This is a genomic window from Streptococcus sp. HMSC066E07, from assembly GCF_001814695.1.
Taxonomy (GTDB): Bacteria; Bacillota; Bacilli; order Lactobacillales; family Streptococcaceae; genus Streptococcus; species Streptococcus hominis.
The window spans coordinates 87793-105315 of sequence record NZ_KV817412.1; the positions used below are offsets into that span (position 1 = coordinate 87793).

Annotated in this window: 14 protein-coding genes; 4 read left to right on the forward strand and 10 right to left on the reverse strand. The window is 38.6% G+C overall.

The window, feature by feature from the left end:
- Nucleotides 1-2: 2 nt before the first annotated feature.
- Both HMPREF2984_RS00865 and pcrA read right to left on the reverse strand, forming a co-directional pair.
- Complete coding sequence (locus HMPREF2984_RS00865) at nucleotides 3-401, reverse strand: NUDIX hydrolase (RefSeq protein WP_059220819.1); 399 nt, start codon at nucleotides 399-401, stop codon at nucleotides 3-5.
- 28 nt (nucleotides 402-429) lie between these two features.
- Nucleotides 430-2712, reverse strand: a complete 2283-nt coding sequence (pcrA, locus tag HMPREF2984_RS00870; protein ID WP_049533733.1) for a DNA helicase PcrA — start codon at nucleotides 2710-2712, stop codon at nucleotides 430-432.
- A gap of 152 nt (nucleotides 2713-2864) precedes the next feature.
- On the opposite strand from pcrA, the gene HMPREF2984_RS00875 reads away from it, so the two are divergent.
- Nucleotides 2865-4067 carry a cation diffusion facilitator family transporter gene (locus HMPREF2984_RS00875; RefSeq protein ID WP_022525000.1) on the forward strand — a complete coding sequence of 401 codons (1203 nt, stop codon included), beginning with the start codon at nucleotides 2865-2867 and terminating at the stop codon, nucleotides 4065-4067.
- A gap of 260 nt (nucleotides 4068-4327) precedes the next feature.
- Here the strand turns inward: HMPREF2984_RS00875 and HMPREF2984_RS00880 are convergent, their stop codons facing one another.
- The 7 genes from HMPREF2984_RS00880 to HMPREF2984_RS00910 all read right to left on the reverse strand — a co-directional run bounded on the left by HMPREF2984_RS00880 (nucleotide 4328) and on the right by HMPREF2984_RS00910 (nucleotide 13062).
- Nucleotides 4328-5161, reverse strand: coding sequence for an amino acid ABC transporter substrate-binding protein (locus HMPREF2984_RS00880; protein ID WP_003029282.1), 834 nt, complete (start codon nucleotides 5159-5161; stop codon nucleotides 4328-4330).
- 9 nt (nucleotides 5162-5170) lie between these two features.
- Complete coding sequence (locus HMPREF2984_RS00885; RefSeq protein ID WP_003029281.1) at nucleotides 5171-5800, reverse strand: amino acid ABC transporter ATP-binding protein; 630 nt, start codon at nucleotides 5798-5800, stop codon at nucleotides 5171-5173.
- 9 nt (nucleotides 5801-5809) lie between these two features.
- A complete protein-coding gene (locus HMPREF2984_RS00890) occupies nucleotides 5810-6451 on the reverse strand; it encodes an amino acid ABC transporter permease (protein WP_049533853.1) in 642 nt (213 codons plus the stop codon).
- A 142-nt stretch (nucleotides 6452-6593) separates the two neighbouring features.
- A complete protein-coding gene (gene lepB, locus HMPREF2984_RS00895; protein ID WP_003042836.1) occupies nucleotides 6594-7151 on the reverse strand; it encodes a signal peptidase I in 558 nt (185 codons plus the stop codon).
- A gap of 155 nt (nucleotides 7152-7306) precedes the next feature.
- Nucleotides 7307-8809, reverse strand: a complete 1503-nt coding sequence (gene pyk / locus HMPREF2984_RS00900; RefSeq protein WP_003024114.1) for a pyruvate kinase — start codon at nucleotides 8807-8809, stop codon at nucleotides 7307-7309.
- A gap of 58 nt (nucleotides 8810-8867) precedes the next feature.
- The gene (gene pfkA / locus HMPREF2984_RS00905) at nucleotides 8868-9878 is read right to left on the reverse strand and encodes a 6-phosphofructokinase (RefSeq protein WP_003042339.1); all 1011 of its coding nucleotides are present in this window, start codon (nucleotides 9876-9878) and stop codon (nucleotides 8868-8870) included.
- Nucleotides 9879-9960: 82 nt separating this feature from the next.
- Nucleotides 9961-13062 (reverse strand): DNA polymerase III subunit alpha, encoded by a 3102-nt coding sequence (locus HMPREF2984_RS00910; RefSeq protein WP_070670031.1) that lies wholly within the window; start codon nucleotides 13060-13062, stop codon nucleotides 9961-9963.
- A 155-nt stretch (nucleotides 13063-13217) separates the two neighbouring features.
- On the opposite strand from HMPREF2984_RS00910, the gene HMPREF2984_RS00915 reads away from it, so the two are divergent.
- Genes HMPREF2984_RS00915 through HMPREF2984_RS00925 form a run of 3 tightly spaced genes read left to right on the forward strand, consistent with a single transcriptional unit; the run spans nucleotide 13218 to nucleotide 15101 of the window.
- A complete protein-coding gene (locus HMPREF2984_RS00915; RefSeq protein ID WP_070670033.1) occupies nucleotides 13218-13583 on the forward strand; it encodes a GntR family transcriptional regulator in 366 nt (121 codons plus the stop codon).
- Nucleotides 13584-13586: 3 nt separating this feature from the next.
- Nucleotides 13587-14282: an ABC transporter ATP-binding protein gene (locus HMPREF2984_RS00920; RefSeq protein WP_037597212.1), complete on the forward strand. Its 696-nt coding sequence runs from the start codon at nucleotides 13587-13589 to the stop codon at nucleotides 14280-14282.
- A gap of 21 nt (nucleotides 14283-14303) precedes the next feature.
- Nucleotides 14304-15101 carry an ABC transporter ATP-binding protein gene (locus HMPREF2984_RS00925; RefSeq protein ID WP_070670034.1) on the forward strand — a complete coding sequence of 266 codons (798 nt, stop codon included), beginning with the start codon at nucleotides 14304-14306 and terminating at the stop codon, nucleotides 15099-15101.
- Nucleotides 15102-15237: 136 nt separating this feature from the next.
- Here the strand turns inward: HMPREF2984_RS00925 and recJ are convergent, their stop codons facing one another.
- On the reverse strand, nucleotides 15238-17472 hold the full coding sequence (recJ, locus tag HMPREF2984_RS00930) for a single-stranded-DNA-specific exonuclease RecJ (protein WP_070670036.1): 2235 nt from the start codon (nucleotides 17470-17472) through the stop codon (nucleotides 15238-15240).
- Nucleotides 17473-17523: the final 51 nt, after the last annotated feature.

Below are 17523 nucleotides of genomic sequence, written 5' to 3' on the forward strand. Positions count from 1 at the left end.
CCTTATCTCAATTTCTCTAAAATCTTTTGAAAAGTCTCTTGATTGCTCTGCCAGTACAATATATCAGGCACCTTTTTAACTTCTGTCCACATAAAATCAATGTGCTCATCAGAAATATGAATATCTTTTTGCTTTGTTTCCACAAGAAAAAGTGTTTTAAAAATGGTCAAGTCTTCATCAATAACAACTGTGTGATGACCGACTTGCAACAGTTTTGTTAGCTCGATTTCCAGTCCAGTTTCTTCAAAAATCTCACGAATACAAGCTATTTCAGGACTTTCATCACTTTCAATACCACCAGTAATCGGTTGCCAGAAAGAACGTTGTTCAGTTTTAACTTTTAAGAGCAAAATTTCCTTAGCAATCGGGTCATAAATCCAGGCTTCAATAGAATATTTCATCGCAGTAGTCCCATTTAAAATTTAGATTTCACTTCTTCTCAATCGGCGCAACACTTGCCAACAGTTTCTTTAATCCAACCTCTGGGAAATTGATTTTCAATTCTTGGCTACTGCCACTGCCTGACACTTCCAATACCGTTCCGTCCCCCCATTTTTTATGGTGAGCAATATCACCGATAGCCCAATCAATAGTCGGCTGATTAGCAGCTACATTCTTACCAAATGGCAACTGGCGCGAGGAAATGCTGCTCGGTGCAGCTTGCCGCTTGCGTTCCTGCAATGCTTGAGCGAGACTCATTCCTTGACCAAACTGAACAGCTTTGCCATTCACATAGGAAGCTTTAAAGGATGTATTAGCAGGTCGAGCCAAGCCTTGATAATCTAGCAAGCTTGAGTTAATTTCATTGAGAAAACGAGTTGGACGATTGTAATTGGTTTTTCCGTATAGCAGGCGCGAGTTTGCATTGGTTAGGAACAAGACTTTTTCAGCACGAGTAATTCCGACATAGGCTAATCGGCGCTCTTCCTCTAGCTCATCTTCATCTTCTGCCGCACGACTAAGTGGGAAGACATTTTCTTCCATACCGATAATGAAAACCACTGGAAACTCTAATCCCTTGGCAGCATGTAGCGTCATAAGTGTCACTTCTGAGCTTTCCTGATCGCCATCATCTGTATCCGCAATCAAAGCCAAATCATTGAGAAAACGGCTAAGTCTGTCTAAACCAGTCTCTTCAGTATCATTTTCTGGATTTTCGTCAAAATTCTTAGTAACAGAAAGAAATTCTTCGATATTTTCAATCCGAGCCTGACTTTCCAGCGTAGCTTGAGCTACTAATTGCTCGGTGTAACCAGTCTTTTCAAGCACCAGCTCTACCACTTCTGTCACGGTCAACTCGTCCAATTGCTCGCGCAGATTCAAAATGAGATTGGCAAAGTCAAAAACAGCCTGAGCAGCTTTCCCCTTAACAGGTGAGAGCATAATCTGTGAAGAAGCATCCAAAAGAGACATCTCTTGACCAGCTGCAAAATTACGAATTTTCTCCACTGTACCCGGTCCGACACCCCGTTTAGGCTCATTCACAACACGCTCAAAACTGATGTTGTCGCTAGTATTAGCGATGAGATTGAGATAGCTGATGACATCTCGAATTTCCTTACGACTATAAAACTTAGTCCCCCCCACCATAGTGTAAGGAATATTAGCTTTTAGAAGAGCTTCCTCAATATTCCGAGATTGGGCGTTAGTTCGATAAAGAACAGCAAAATCCCGATAGACATAGTCAGATGTGCTAGATAGCTCATCAATGGTTTTAGCTACAAAGAGAGCTTCGTCTTGCTCATCATTAGCCCGATAATAAACAATATTTTCACCATCAGCATTTTGTGTCCAGAGATTCTTTGGACGGCGGTTGCGGTTGTTTTTGATAACATCATTAGCAGCTTGCAGAATGGTCTTAGTTGAGCGATAATTTTCCTCCAGAAGAACAACTTTAGCTTCAGGATAATCCTTTTCAAAGTCCAAGATATTCTGCATATCAGCACCTCGCCAGCCATAAATAGACTGGTCGGCATCTCCAACCACACAAATATTTTTAAAGCGTGAAGCTAACAGTTTAACTAGTTGGTACTGAGCGTGGTTCGTATCTTGATACTCGTCCACATGGATGTATTGATAACGCTGCTGGTAATAAGTCAACACATCTGGATTTTTATCAAAAAGCCGCAAGGTCAGCATGATTAAGTCATCAAAATCCATCGCCTCCGACTGGCGGAGTTCCTTTTGATACATTTCATAGCATTTCGCTACAATCTCTGTGTACATGTCTCCTGCTAAAGCTGCATAGGCCACTTCATCAATCAAATCATTTTTCGCATTGGAAATCGTCCCTAAAATAGATCGTTCATTCCACTTTTTAGGATCTAAATTGAGCGTTTTAAGTATTCGTTTCATCAAAGTTCGCTGCTCGCCAGGATCGACAATCGTAAAATTGCGGTTATAGCCGATATGGTCAGCTTCCCGACGCAAAATCTGCACGCACATTGAGTGAAAAGTCGCAATCAAGCAATCCTCTGTCGCTGGATTGAGAGTGTAAGCACGCTCCTTCATCTCACGAGCTGCTTTATTGGTAAAGGTAATCGCTAAGATATTCCAAGGATTGACTAACTTTTCATCAATCAAATAAGCAATACGGTGAGTTAAAACACGGGTTTTCCCAGACCCAGCTCCTGCCATAATCAGTAAAGGTCCTTCCGTTGTTTGAACTGCCTCCGCCTGACGGTCATTCATACCAGTTAATAAGGGATTCATCTTTTTTCCTCTTTCAAAGTCAATGATTCTATTATAACAAAAATCACTCATAAGCTAAACTAGAAAAGAAAATCTTTGCTTTAGTTCTTCCTCATAAAAGTTTGAAAAATCATTTAAAAAGCGTTATAATAAACATTCTGAAAGGAAAACGCATGAATAATCCAGCAAAGAATCTTAAACTCGCAGAGCGTGGTGCTATCTTAGCCATTCTAGCCTATATCGTTTTATCCATTGCTAAAATCATTGCCGGATCTGTCTTACAATCCTCCAGTTTGACAGCCGATGGTTTTAATAATGTTTCAGATATTGTTGCTAATATTGCCGTTTTAATAGGACTTCGTATGGCACGCAAGCCAGCTGACACGGACCACAAATTTGGTCACTGGAAAATTGAAGATTTAGCTAGCCTTATCACTTCTCTTATCATGTTTTTTGTCGGATTTGATGTTTTAATTGATACCGTTCAAAAAATCATCTCTAACCAAGAAACGACTATCGATCCCTTAGGCGCCATCGTCGGGATTATTTCCGCTTTGGTCATGACAGGAGTGTATTTTTACAATAAAGCCTTAGCAAAAAAAGCTCAGTCTAAAGCACTCGACGCAGCTGCCAAAGACAATTTATCTGATGCTATTACTTCGCTTGGTACAACCATTGCAATCATCGCAAGCGCCTTCAATTTCCCGATTGTAGATAAACTGGTCGCTATCGTCATTACCTTTTTCATCCTTAAAACGGCTTATGAAATTTTCATGGAATCTTCTTTTAGTCTATCAGACGGCTTTGATGAAAATCTTTTAAAAGAATACAAAGAAGCCATTTTAGAAATTCCTAAAATTTCCCGTGTTAAATCTCAAAGAGGGCGAACCTACGGTAGCAACATCTATCTTGACCTCATTTTAGAAATGAATCCCGACTTGTCTGTCTATGAAAGCCACGAAATTGCCGATCAGGTTGAAAATATGCTCAAAGAGCGCTTTGGTGTCTTTGATATTGACATCCACATTGAGCCTGCTCCTATCCCCGAAGATGAAATATTGGACAATGTTTATCGAAAGCTCTTTATGAGAGAGCAATTGGTTGATCAGGGAAGCCAATTAGAGGATTTACTAGCACCTGAATTTGTGTACATTTCTCAGGATGGCTGCCAAATGAACAAAGAGGAATTTCAAATCGAAAAAGGGAAACAATCTCCTATCAGAAATTTCCAATTAACTTCTATCAGCCAAAAAACCAAACTAATTTGCTACGAAGAAGACGGGATTATTCATACCAGCCTTTGGCGTCGTCACGAAACGTGGCAGAATATTTTCCATCAGGAAACACGAAAAAACGAGAGCGAACAACAGTCGTAATGCCATAGAAATCGACTTTCTTATCTCGCTCCTACAAGGCTAATAAGGAGTTTTACTATAAAAATAAGGCTGAGATAAAAGTATTCTCAGCCTATAATTTTTAGGAATTTATCAGTAAAGCAAACTAATTTGGCCCTCATTTCTCACAATCAATAAATCATCAAACCCCAAGCCCTCACTAAGATGATACTCCTAGCGAAAACTTTGGGTTTTGTCTTTACTTCTTCTGTGGGTGATTGGGGCAACAATCAGATGTTCTCTCATTTTTTGACTTCATCTGCCACAATATCCTCACCAAACCACTTGTCTGCTATTTTTTGAAATTGACCTGTTTGATATAATTTTTTAAATGCTTGGTTTATATTTTCAACGAGCTGCTTATCCGTTTTTCTAGCGCCAACTGCAAATGATTCACTATCAAATCCGGCTGGGAAAACATAATAATCCTGCAAAATCCCCTCTTCTTTTAAATAATAATTGGCATAAACTCGGTCAATCAACAATCCATCAATCCGGCTATTTTGCAAATCAATCAACGCCTCTGTAAAACTTTGATATTGAGCAGCTTTATGATTTTTAACTAGATTCTTCAAAAGCTCCGGATGAGCTTCAAACTCATCGTAACCCGAAGAACCCGTCTGAGCACCAAGAATTTTATCCTTCATGTCAGCTGTTTTTGCAATGTTCGATGATTTTTTAGTAACCAGTACTTGTTCATTTTTCATATAAGGAATGGTGAACTGTACTTTCTTTCGTCGCTCATCAGTTGCCGAATACCCATTCCAGATAAGATCAATCGTTCCATTTGTGAGCTCAGTTTCTTTCATGTCCCAATCAATCGGCTGCCAATTCACTTTTATCCCATATTCTTTAAAGACAGCATTTGCCAAATCAATATCAAAACCAACATATTGACCATTTTTTTGTTCAAATCCCATAGGAACAAATGTATTGTCAAAACCAATAGTAATGCTCTTTTTTTGTTGGTATTTTGACCAATTATCTACTTTAGGGTTGCTAACGTTGCTACAAGCTGTAAGGAGCAAAAAGAGAATCAAACCACAGATCGCAAGAACATAACGTTTTATCTTCATATTCTCCTCCTATTTAGGCTGAACTTTAAGAATCGTATCTGCGATATTTTCCGCAAACTGCAAATCATGGGTCACTACAATTTGCGTCATTCCTAGCTCACGATTCTGAAGAATCAACTTTTCAACTTCAAGACGCAATTCCGGGTCCAATGCGGAAGTTGGCTCATCATAACCGATAATTTCTGGGTCAATCATCATCGCACGAGCTAATGCTACACGTTGTTTTTGACCACCTGATAAAGAATAAGGATAAGCATTTACATGTTCTGCTAACCCCAATCGGTTCAATAAGCTAATTGCTTTCTTTTCTGCATCCTCTTTTGCGACATTTTTTGTTTTAATGGGTGATAAAGTTAAATTCTCAAGAACCGTTAAATGTGGAAATAGCTGAAAATCTTGAAACACAAATCCCAATAAATTACGTTTTTCAAGTTCATCCAAGGGCAGCTCTTCTCCATTATAAATAATGTCACCCGAATCAATTGTTTCCAAGCCAGCCAACATCCGCAATAATGTCGTTTTCCCGCCGCCAGACGGTCCTACAATGGCAAGGATTTGCTTTTCTGGCACCTTTAAATTCAAGTCGGAAATAATTTGCTTTTCGCCAAAACGTTTGCTAATATTCTTTAATTCTAACATAAGCGCCTCCTACTTATAATAACTATATCTCTTTTCAACTTGCTTCGATACAATCGTCACAAGACCAATCAAGACAAGGTAAATAGCCCCTGCTATAAACATCGGTGCTAAACTCGCATCACGATTGGCTGCAGTCCGACTAGCCAAGATTAAGTCGGAAACACCAAGCGCATAAACAAGGGATGTATCTTTTACCAACGTCATCACTTCATTAAAGACACTCGGAAGCACCACTTTGACAACTTGCGGTAAAATAATAAACCGTATCGTTTGAAATGGTGTAAACTTCAAAACCTTAGCCGCCTCATATTGCCCTGCTGGAATAGATAAAATCCCACCACGGAAAATTTCGGCGAAATAAGCAGCATAATTTAGCGTGAATGCTATGATAGCCGCTGGAAGCCGATCCAAACGCACACCAATGCTTGGCAAAACATAATAAATAAAAATCAGTTGTAGCAAGAGAGGTGTACCGCGCATAATCCAAATATAAATATTTATAAGCCAATGAAGCAGCTTAAAGTGGATCTGCATTAAAAAGGAAATCACAATTCCAAGTGGTATGGATAAAACTAAGACTAAAACAAATACTTGCAAAGTCACCAATGCGCCATTCAATAAGCTTGGCAAAACTTCAAAAATATAGTTCATGCGTACACCTCCTAAATAAATATTTATCATTATATCAAAAATTTTTATATTTTCAACATCTTTTTGCAAATATATCCATAAATTTTTACTAAATATCGCAAAAACTTCATTTTCCAAAGAATAAAAAAACAAAATAGTTGAACTACTTTGTTTTAATAAATCCAAATTGATTAAACGGGAGTACTCTAAATGAGATAACTCCTTTAATTTGTTTCTCTGTAATCAAGCCAAACTTCCGACTATCTTCCATATCTTGCCGATTATCATTCAGAATCAGATATGACTGCGCTGGAATTTTATTTGCATTCGATTTAGTTAATGTCTGAATGGTGAAATCATGAGTGAAATAACCTGTACTAGTAGCTTTTGCTAAGTATTCTTCCTTAGCCTTCGTTAAATAATCTTCTGACTTGATTTTATTATTTAAGTAAAGAACATCATCCATATAAACAACGGAGTCATTTCCTAGACCAATGACACGTCCGACATGCTCTTTTCCCTTCACCTCGTACAAGACAAAATCATCTCTTTTGATTTCTTCGTTTTTATTGGCAACAACAACATCTTTATCTTGTAAAAAATGATTCGCATCTTTTACAGTAATCCTGTATGGTGTAAAAATAAAAATTCGCAAACAAGCAATGATTACCACAACAATAGATAAAAAAATAACATTCCTAATTAAATCTCTTTTAACCATAGTCTCTCCTCTTCTTCTACTCATTATATCATGTTTTCAGAAAATAAACAAAGGTAGGAAAGTCAACTGTTATCTCTGCTCCCATTTGCAACTAAAAAGCCTATCAATCAGATAATCGTTGGATTGATAGACTAGTTTTTTCTGAATGAGATAGATTACCGTACTGTACGGATACGCATTGTGTTTGTTCCACCAGTTCCGACTGGCACACCAGCTACAATCACAATATTGTCGCCAGATTCTACAAGACCACTTTCAAGAGCAACTTTTTCAGCAACTTCAAACATATCATCAGTAGATGCAGGTTTTTCAGTTACTACTGGAATAACACCCCAGTTCAACATCAATGAACGTTGTGTCAATTCATCGAATGTAATTGCCAAGATATCAGCATCTGGACGATACTTAGAAATCAAACGAGCTGTATTTCCTGATTCAGTCATTGTTACGACCAATTTGATGTCCATTGAGTTTGTAGCATCTTTAACAGCTGAAGCCACAACTTCTGTTTTAGAACTACGTGCGTAGTCAACTGATGACAAGCGTCCATACTCGTTCAATAGAGTTTGAGCGTTTTTATCAATTGTAGCCATTGTTGTTACAGATTCAAGTGGGTATTTACCATTTGCAGATTCACCTGAAAGCATTGTCGCATCTGTTCCATCAATAACAGCGTTAAATACGTCTGATACTTCTGAACGAGTCGCACGTGGTTTTTCAGTCATTGTTTCAAGCATGTTTGTTGCTGTGATCGCAATTTTACCAGCTGCATTGACTTTTGTGATAATCATTTTTTGGTAAACTGGAACCATTTCAAATGGTACTTCAATACCCATATCACCACGAGCAATCATGATACCGTCCGCTACTTCAAGGATTTCATCCAAGTTTTCGATACCTTGTTGGTTTTCGATTTTAGCGAACAATTTCACATGTCCATTACCAGTTTCTTCACAGATTGCGCGAACTTCGTTGACGTCTTTTGCAGTACGTACGAATGAAATAGCAATAAAGTTGATTCCTTGTTCAAGACCAAAACGAATATCGTCATTGTCACGTTCAGCAAGTGCTGGGAAAGGAATTTTTGTATTTGGAATATTAACACCTTTTTGTTTAGCGATAATACCGTCGTTTTCAACTTCTACTTCAAATTCACGTGTAGCAGGATCTTTTGCAATAACGCGAAGACCAAGTTTACCGTCATCAACAAGAACTTGTTTTCCAACTTCAACATCGTCATAGATATCAAGTGCACCAGCAACATTCAATGCGATAACTTCACGAGTTGATTTGATACCTTGTTTAGTTGCAACACGGATTTTTTCACCTGTTTTGTAAGAATATTCTTTAGCATCGCCTTCAAATAATTCTGTACGGATTTCAGGACCTTTAGTGTCAAGAAGGTAACCAACTTTTTGACCAGCAATTTCTTCAGCACGATGAACAGTAGCCATACGGTCACCTTGCTCTGCGTGGTCACCATGTGAGAAGTTGAAACGGAAAGTGTTAGCTCCAGCTTCGATCAATTTAGCGATATTTTGCGCTGATGCTTCAACGTCAAGTTTTTCGCCCCAATATCCGTCTTCACCGAATCTTTTACCACCACGGATTTCTACCGCAGGACCTAAAGTTGCAACGATTTTTACACGTTTATTCATGATATATGAAAACTCCTTTTTATTTAATGGTCTTTATGACCAGGATAACAAATTAAAATTACATTGAAATGCTACGGTTTAATTTAGCGAGATCAAGATCAGCTTTGTGTGGATTATTAACAATAATCTTGCCGTCTTCAGTTAAACTAAACAAAGCACCTTCTTCTGCTGTACCGAGGATTGGATTTTCAACCATTTGTTCGTTGCGAATACCAACTGCAACACCACCAATGCCCTTTTTAAGAAGGCTAACAGCATGAGCACCCATACGTGAAGCAAGAACACGGTCACGTGCAGTTGGTGAACCACCACGTTGAATATGTCCAAGTTCGGTCACACGGAGGTCACTCACATCACCAGCTTCTTTCAATTTCTTGCCAAACTCATTCGCCGACATGACACCTTCTGCCAGAACGATAATGTTATGTTTCTTACCTTCTTCATAGCCACGTTTAATGCTAGCGACGATATCTTCAATCTTGAAGCCTTCTTCGGGAACGATGATTTCATCGGCTCCTGTAGCAATACCAGCCCAGAGAGCGATGTCTCCAGCATTGCGTCCCATGACTTCAACAACAAAAGTACGACGGTGACTAGATGATGTGTCACGAATCTTATCAATGGCGTCCATTGCAGTTGTTACAGCAGTATCAAAGCCGATTGTAAAGTCTGTACCAACAATATCATTGTCAATCGTACCAGGAAGTCCGACAGCTGGAAAACCATGTTCTGTCAAACGCATAGCACCATGGTAAGAACCATCACCACCGATAACTACGACTCCTTCAATACCATGTTTTTTAAGTTGCTCAATCCCTTTTAATTGTCCTTCTAATTGGGCAAATTCTGGATAACGAGCTGAGTGAAGGAAAGTACCACCACGTGAAATAATATCTCCAACTGATGCAGCATCAAGTGGATAGATCTCACCAGCAACCATACCGGCATAACCGTCATAGATACCGTAAACTTCCATTCCTTCTGAAATTGCTTTACGAACAACTGCACGGATAGCAGCATTCATACCAGGGGCATCACCACCACTAGTCAAAACAGCAATACGTTTCATTCGTTTGTGCTCCTTTTTCTTTTTACATTCACCCTTGATTATACCACAATCAAAACCAAAATTCTTCTTTTTTCCTAATTTTTTATTGATAAATCGTTTTCATGGTTATTTTTTTCAATTCTTCTTGTAATTTCTCTGATTTTTGAACACGATATTGAGTAATTGCTACTGTTTTTCTTTCATTTTCATATCGAAGAACAACCGGAATATCTCCTCGAAATTGTCGTAAAATAGCGGATATTGCTGCATCGCTTTCATGATCTTCTACTTGTATCCAAAAACGTTCGGTGATAGCTTCCTGCAAATCATTTAAAATTAACTGCAAACGCTCCTCGCGTTTTTGAACCCGACCAGTCAGATAATAAAAGCCTTTTTCATGCAAACCTTTGCTGAACTGTTTAAAAGCATCTGGAAAGACTGTTACCTCCATTTTTCTTTTAGCATCACTCACTTGTAAGAAGGCCATATTTTCACCCGTTTTGGTACGGATAACACGAATGGACAAAATCTCTACTAAAATCGTTGCATGATTGTTTTCAACCAAGTCTTGAATAGGGGTAAAGGCTTGAGTAGCAGATTTTGCAAGTTTTACCAAGGGATGCTCGCTCAAACCGACACCGATAATTTCTTTTTCTAACTCAAATTTTTCTGCTTCTGTATAATCCTCTGCTTCTGTCCAGCTATAATTTGTATCTGCAAAAAGACTACCCAGCTCATCCGCAAAGACAAATAAATTCGGAAGATTTTGCAGGATTTTTTGACGATTTTTTTCAAATACATCAAATAAACCAACTTGCACTAAAGGAGTTAGTAACTGAACCTTATGATATTGCGTTGGCAACTTCAAAACGAAGTCTTCTACATTTGAAAAAGGACGATTTTCAATAATCCAATAAGCAACATCACGTGGTAAGCCTTTGATATTTTTTAACCCTAAATAAATCTGCTTGTCTTGAAACTTATCTCTATAAGGAATGTTATTGATATTTAAAGAAGCAACTTGGAAGTCGAATTCTAGCGCATCTGTGATGTAATCACTGCTTGAATAATTCAGCATAATATCAAAGAAAATATCAGGATAATGTGCCTTAAAATAAGCCAACTGAAAAGCAAGTGCAGAATAGGCATAAGCGTGACTACGGTTGAAGCCATAACCTGCAAACTTTTCCATAACTGCAAATACTTCTTTTGCTTTAGTTTCAGAATGCCCAAGTTCGAGAGCTCCTGTGACAAACTCTGCTTCCATTTTGTGCATTTCGGCAACATTTTTCTTCCCCATAGCACGACGTAAAATGTCAGCCTTCCCCAGTGAAAAGCCCCCAAACCGTTGCGCTACTTGCATTACTTGCTCTTGATAGAGCATAATGCCGTAAGTTGGCGCCAAGATGTCTTCCAAACTTGAGTCCAGCATTTCTACTTTTTCTTGTCCATGCTTTCTTCTGACAAAATTATCTATATAGTCACTAGCTCCTGGACGATTGAGTGAGGTTGTTGCAACCACTTCTTCAAATCGAGCTGGCTGCACTCGTTTCAAAAGGTTAATGGCACCTGCTTGCTCAAATTGAAAAATCCCTTTAGTTCTGCCAGCAGCAAAAAGCTGTAAGGTTGCTGTGTCTTCTAAGTTAATCTTTGCAATATCAATAGCGACACCGTATTTCTCCAAGGCTGCTTCTTTCATTCGTTGGACAAAGGTTAGATTGCGCAAGCCAAGGAAATCCATCTTGAGCAGACCGTTACTCTCAACACCATGCGCATCGTATTGCGTGATATACATATCTTCCCCATATTTAAGCGGAATGTGATCTGTCAGGTCATTGTCACTCATCACGACACCTGCTGCATGGATAGAAGTTTGACGAGGATTTCCTTCGATTTTTTTCGCAATTTCAAAAGCTTTTTGATATTCCAGCTTACTGTTGATAATTTGGCGGAAAGACATATTTTTTTCATAAGCAGATGTCAGATTATCACGGAAACTAATTTTACGGGTAATATTGGTCAATTCATACTCTGGAACACCGTAGCGTTTAAAAACATCACGAATCGCTTGCTTAGCTCCAAAGGTCGAATAGGTCACGATTTGAGCTGCATGCATGGTTCCATAGCGATCGCGGACATAGCGGATAAATTCTGGACGATAGACATCAGGAATGTCAATATCAATATCGGGCATAGTATAACGTTCCACATTTAAAAAACGCTCAAAAAGGAGGCCCTTTTCGACAGGATCAATCCCTGTAATCTCTAGCGCATAGGCAACTAGGCTTCCAACGGCAGAACCACGTCCCATGCCCATATAATATCCCTGACTGCGACCAAAGCGCAATAAATCCCAGACAATCAAAAAGTAGTCGTCAAAACCCATTTGGTGGATGACAGACAGCTCTTGCTGCAATCGTTCTTTATAAATCGAACCATTCAGCCCTTTTTTCTCCAAGCCTGCTTCTGCCCGTTCTCGTAGTTCCTTTACCGCTGATTGTTCTGGATTAAAGCGCGGTAATTTTAACTCTGTATTGATTTCATAATGAATGCCTGCAACTAGCTGCTTTAAATTATCCAGACTTTCTGGATAATTTTCTTGAAAGGATTGTGTGAATTGCTCAGGTGATAAGAGGTAGTCGTGATTTGGCAAATTTCCAACTTCCCGCAAGCTACTATTTTCACGAATGGCACATAGCATTTGCAAGGTTTCTAAATCCCCTGTATCAAAATAGCGAACTGTCTGCAAAGGCAAGGTTGGATGAGGAAACGCCTGCTTAGGAGTGTCAGAAAATACGCCAATATAAAACTCTCGTCCCAAGTCTAAGGCTTCAATGCCCTCAAACACAGGCACAATAACCGCTATTCCTTCCAATAAATGCTGAAATTCTTCCCACTTGCTTTTTCCTATCATTTTTAAAGTAGAAAGTTTCATTAAATTGCGATACCCTTGACTATCAAGAGCTAGAAAGCGAAGATTAAGAGGAAGTCCAGCGTAATCCAAGGTCATTTCCACGCCTAAAAGCGGCTGAATTCCTTGCTCGATCGCCGTTTCCATGAAATGATAAACTCCATAGAGATTGTCAATGTCCATTATCCCTAGAGTTTGATAGCCTAAATTTTTAGCTGTTTCTACATATTTTTTTATAGAAATCAAACTATCCATAAATGTATAAACAGTTTTGGTATCTAATTGAGCAACCACGGCATCCTCCTTTGATTCTTCTTTTTTCTATTATACTAAATTTCTGGCTTGCTTGCTAAAGAAAAAATAATAGAAGTTTTTTCTAAAGGCTTGCTATTTTTTAAAAAATACTGTATTATTTAATTAGTACAAAGATACAGAAGAAAGGAGAAATCATGAGTTGGACTTTTGATAATAATCTGCCCATTTATTTACAAATCATGGACAGGATAAAATTACAAATCATCTCCAATCAACTGCAAGCTGGCGAAAAGCTACCTGCCGTCAGAGAATTGGCTGCTGAAGCGGGGGTCAATCCCAATACAATCCAGCGTGCTTTATCTGACTTGGAAAAAGAAGGATTTGTCTATTCTCAACGAACATCAGGACGTTTCGTCACAGATAATCGCGACTTGATTTTACAAGCAAGACAAAAACTTTCTAAGGAGGAAGTGGAAAAATTTGTAAATGGTATGATTCATTTTGGTTATCAGAAAGAAGAATTACCAACAATTGTTGAAGATTATATAAAAGGAGTTTAGGAAATGGTCTTACTTGCATTTGAAAATGTCTCAAAATCCTACGGCAGCACACTTGCTTTAGAACACATCAATTTTGAAATCGAAGCTGGAAAAATTATCGGCTTGCTCGGTCCAAATGGCTCTGGAAAGACAACTATAATTAAACTTATCAATGGTTTGCTCCAGCCAAATGATGGGAAAGTTCTCATCAATGGGCTTCAACCGTCACCAGAAACCAAAAAAATCGTATCTTATTTACCAGATACGACCTACCTGAATGAAAAAATGAAAGTCAAAGATGCTTTGCAGTACTTTCAATCTTTCTATGCAGATTTTGAGATGGAGCGTGCTCAAGCCTTGTTACAAGATCTTCACATTGACGAAAATCTAGCATTCAAAAAATTATCCAAAGGAAACAAAGAAAAAGTTCAGTTGATTTTGGTCATGAGCCGCCAAGCCAAACTTTATGTTCTTGATGAACCAATTGGAGGAGTTGATCCAGCAGCACGAGACTACATTTTACAAACGATTATCAACAATTATTCACCTAGTGCTTCTGTTCTCATTTCAACACATTTGATTTCAGATATTGAACCAATCTTAGATGAAATTATCTTTATTGATAATGGCAAGGTCGTTCGGCAAGGCAATGTAGATGATATTCGTTATGAGTCTGGTGGATCCATTGACCAACTCTTCCGACAAGAATTTAAAGCTTAAGATAAATGAAGGAGATTAACTATGTTTTGGAATTTATTAAAATATGAATTTAAAAATGTAAATAAGTGGTATTTAGGATTATATGGAATCGTACTCTTTCTATCTATTAGTATTGGACTTTGGCTAAGACATTTTGCAAATGGAAGGAACTTTTTCGACCGTTTGCAGTCTTCTACTAATGAAGCAGGGAGTATGACAAGTACTTTCTTCGGTTTTACAATGCTGATTTTCTCAGGTCTCCTTGTGGCACTTGCAATTTCAACACTCTTTCTGATTATTCGTCGTTTTAAAAATAGTGTTTATGAAAGAGAAGGATACCTAACGCTCACCTTACCAGTTAATGAACACCAAATTATCCTTTCAAAATTACTTGGCGCTATTATATGGACGATTCTTAGTACCATTGCATTATTTCTTAGTTTTTTCATCATTGCCCTTATTGTGGGAACTGCTTTTCATACACAATCTGAAATTGAAACAGTTGTTCGATTACTTGGTAAACACTTTTGGGAAATGACTGGTGAAGCCTTGAAATCATTTGGATACTATCTTGTAGTCCTTATCCCAAATATCCTATTGATTTATCTTTCTATCTCTATCGGTCAACTCTTCCAAGATCACCGCACTGCAATAGCCTTTCTAACTTATTTTGGAATTTATTTTTCTCTGCTTATCGTCGCTAATTTGAGCGTTTCGGCTTTCCCATCACTTTCAACTTCTTTAGGTAGTTTGAGCGGAGTCATAGCCTATCTTCTTTTAGGGCTTATCTACTATGCCGGAACGTATTATATCCTCAAAAATAAAGTGAATTTGCAGTAGGTAACACAAGCTGATAGTAATACTTATATAAACAATAAAGTCATGAGATCCATCTTACTCATGACTTTTTTATTATGCGACTTTCAGTCCGTCTCGCAGCCTTCGGTGCGAGACCAATAAATAGTTCATCTAAAATTTAGTTTGAAAATTCATCTTTTTCTATCAGATAATCATAAATTTCCTGCACCGTTCCCAGAGCCATAAGCTCCTGCTCTTTGACTGTTTTCTTCAGTTCTTGATAAATATGGCTGTTTTCAATAGCCTTTTTTTCTGCTTTTTTGTTTACTTGCATCACTCCATCTTGAATTGTCACAAAGTCCAGCTCTTCAAATATCTGAATCATCTTGATGAGTAGAATTGGGTCAATCTTGAGATAAACAGCTAGTTCTTTGAGCTTATAACGAATGTCAAACTCTGGAAATTGATAAATTGTTTTATAGAGTTTTGCAAACTGGTCTCTCGTTCCGAAACCTGTCAGATAATAGGGCTGAGCAATCTCATTTTTAAAGTAAATTGCTTCAAAATGTCCTTGCTGAATGATTACTTTGAGCTGATTTAGGCGTTCAGGCAAGTCATACACCACAACTGCTCTGCTCTTTTCCAAATTAGGCATTTCTTCTGAAAAACGCAGGACGGGCACATTTTCAGGCAAAGGAGCATTTTTACCTCGGATATTAAAGAGCTGAATCCCATTGACCCTAGCATCCACCAGCATAAGCTGGAGACTAGTTTGACCATTCCATTTATTGACCGACAGAGTAACCGCCAGCTCTAAGTTTTTAGTTTGGGAAAATTCTGTTGCAAGATTACCTAGACCAAAAGCTACTACCTCAAAAACTGCGTCAGCCTGAGAAATTTTCAGCTTAAGGTGAGTATTTCCCGCCCCCATGGTGTGGGCATTTTCAACCTTAAAATCTTTCAAATAAAAAACAGGCTTTTTATTGTCCATGCCAAAAGGAGCTAACTTTTCAAAGTTTTTGAGGGGCTCTAGTGTCAAATCTGGCAAGGATAATTCCTCATCCAAAAAGAGCTCATTCTTAGTGGACAAATCCACTTGATTATCTTCAATATATGCTACCAAAACCTGACTGAGTGCTTCTAACTTGCTGGCCTCTAGAGTCATCCCAGCTGCCCCTGCATGCCCACCAAAAGCCACAAATAAATCTCGATGAGGGTCTAACGCTTCAAAAATATCAACTGCTTCAATGCTGCGGGCGCTGCCTTTTGCCAAATCATTTTCAATATTCAAGACGATGACCGGCTGGTGTAATTCTTCCAAAAGCCGACCTGCCACAATTCCCAAAACACCTGGATTCCAACCTTCACTAGCTAGAACTTGAACAGGATTATCGGGATCAACCATGGTCTTGGCTTCATCATAAATCTTCTGAACAATCTCTTTGCGCTCTTCATTTTTCTGGTTAATCATCAGGGCAATATCACGCACTTCATCTTCATCAAAACCCGTCAGAAGTTCAATAGCAGGATTTGGATCATCCAATCGACCTAGAGCATTGAGTCTAGGGGCTATTTGAAAACCGACTGTTTCTTCATCCACTTCATTTTCCTGAATACCTGCAATCTTAAAAAGCTCCTGCAAGCCGATTCGTTGAGTATTTTTGAGGACGCTTAGCCCATATTTGACCAGAATGCGATTTTCATCCGTTAGGCTGACCATATCTGCGATAGTTCCAATAGCGACTAGATCTAGCAACTCTACTTGTACTTCCTCTAAAAGAGCAGTCGCTAACTTAAAAGCTACACCGCAGCCAGCTAAATGCTTAAAAGGATAATCAGCTTCCGGATGTTCTGGGTGAATAATTGCATAAGCATCAGGAAGTACCTCTGGCATAGAATGGTGATCCGTCACAATGACATCCACTCCCATAGACTGAGCTAGTTCGATTGCTTCATGTCCTGCAACTCCATTATCCACTGTAACGATGAGTGAAATTCCCTGATTTTCAATAAAATACTTGTAAACACTCGCGTTAGGACCATAACCGTCTGTAAATCGATTGGGCAAATAGACCTGACACTCTGCTCCAAGTTGTTCTAGTGCTTCTTTAACAATAGAAGCCGAAGTCATGCCATCCGCATCATAATCGCCATAAATCAAGATCTGCTCATAATTTTCAATCGCTTGACGAATGCGCGTCACTGCCTTATCCATATCATGCAGTTCATAAGGATCATGCAGCTGGTCCAAACTAGGCTCTAGAAAATCTCGCAGTGCTTCTTCTGTCTGAATTCCTCTCTGGTAGACCAGATTAGCTACCGAAGCCTCCAAGCCAAGTTTTTTAGCTTTTTTAATAAAACCCTCATCTGAAAAATTTGTGGCAATCTGCCAATCATATTTTGATGTAATCATGCTTTTATCTTTCTGTTGCAATATAAAGTCTATTATAACACGAAAAGACTA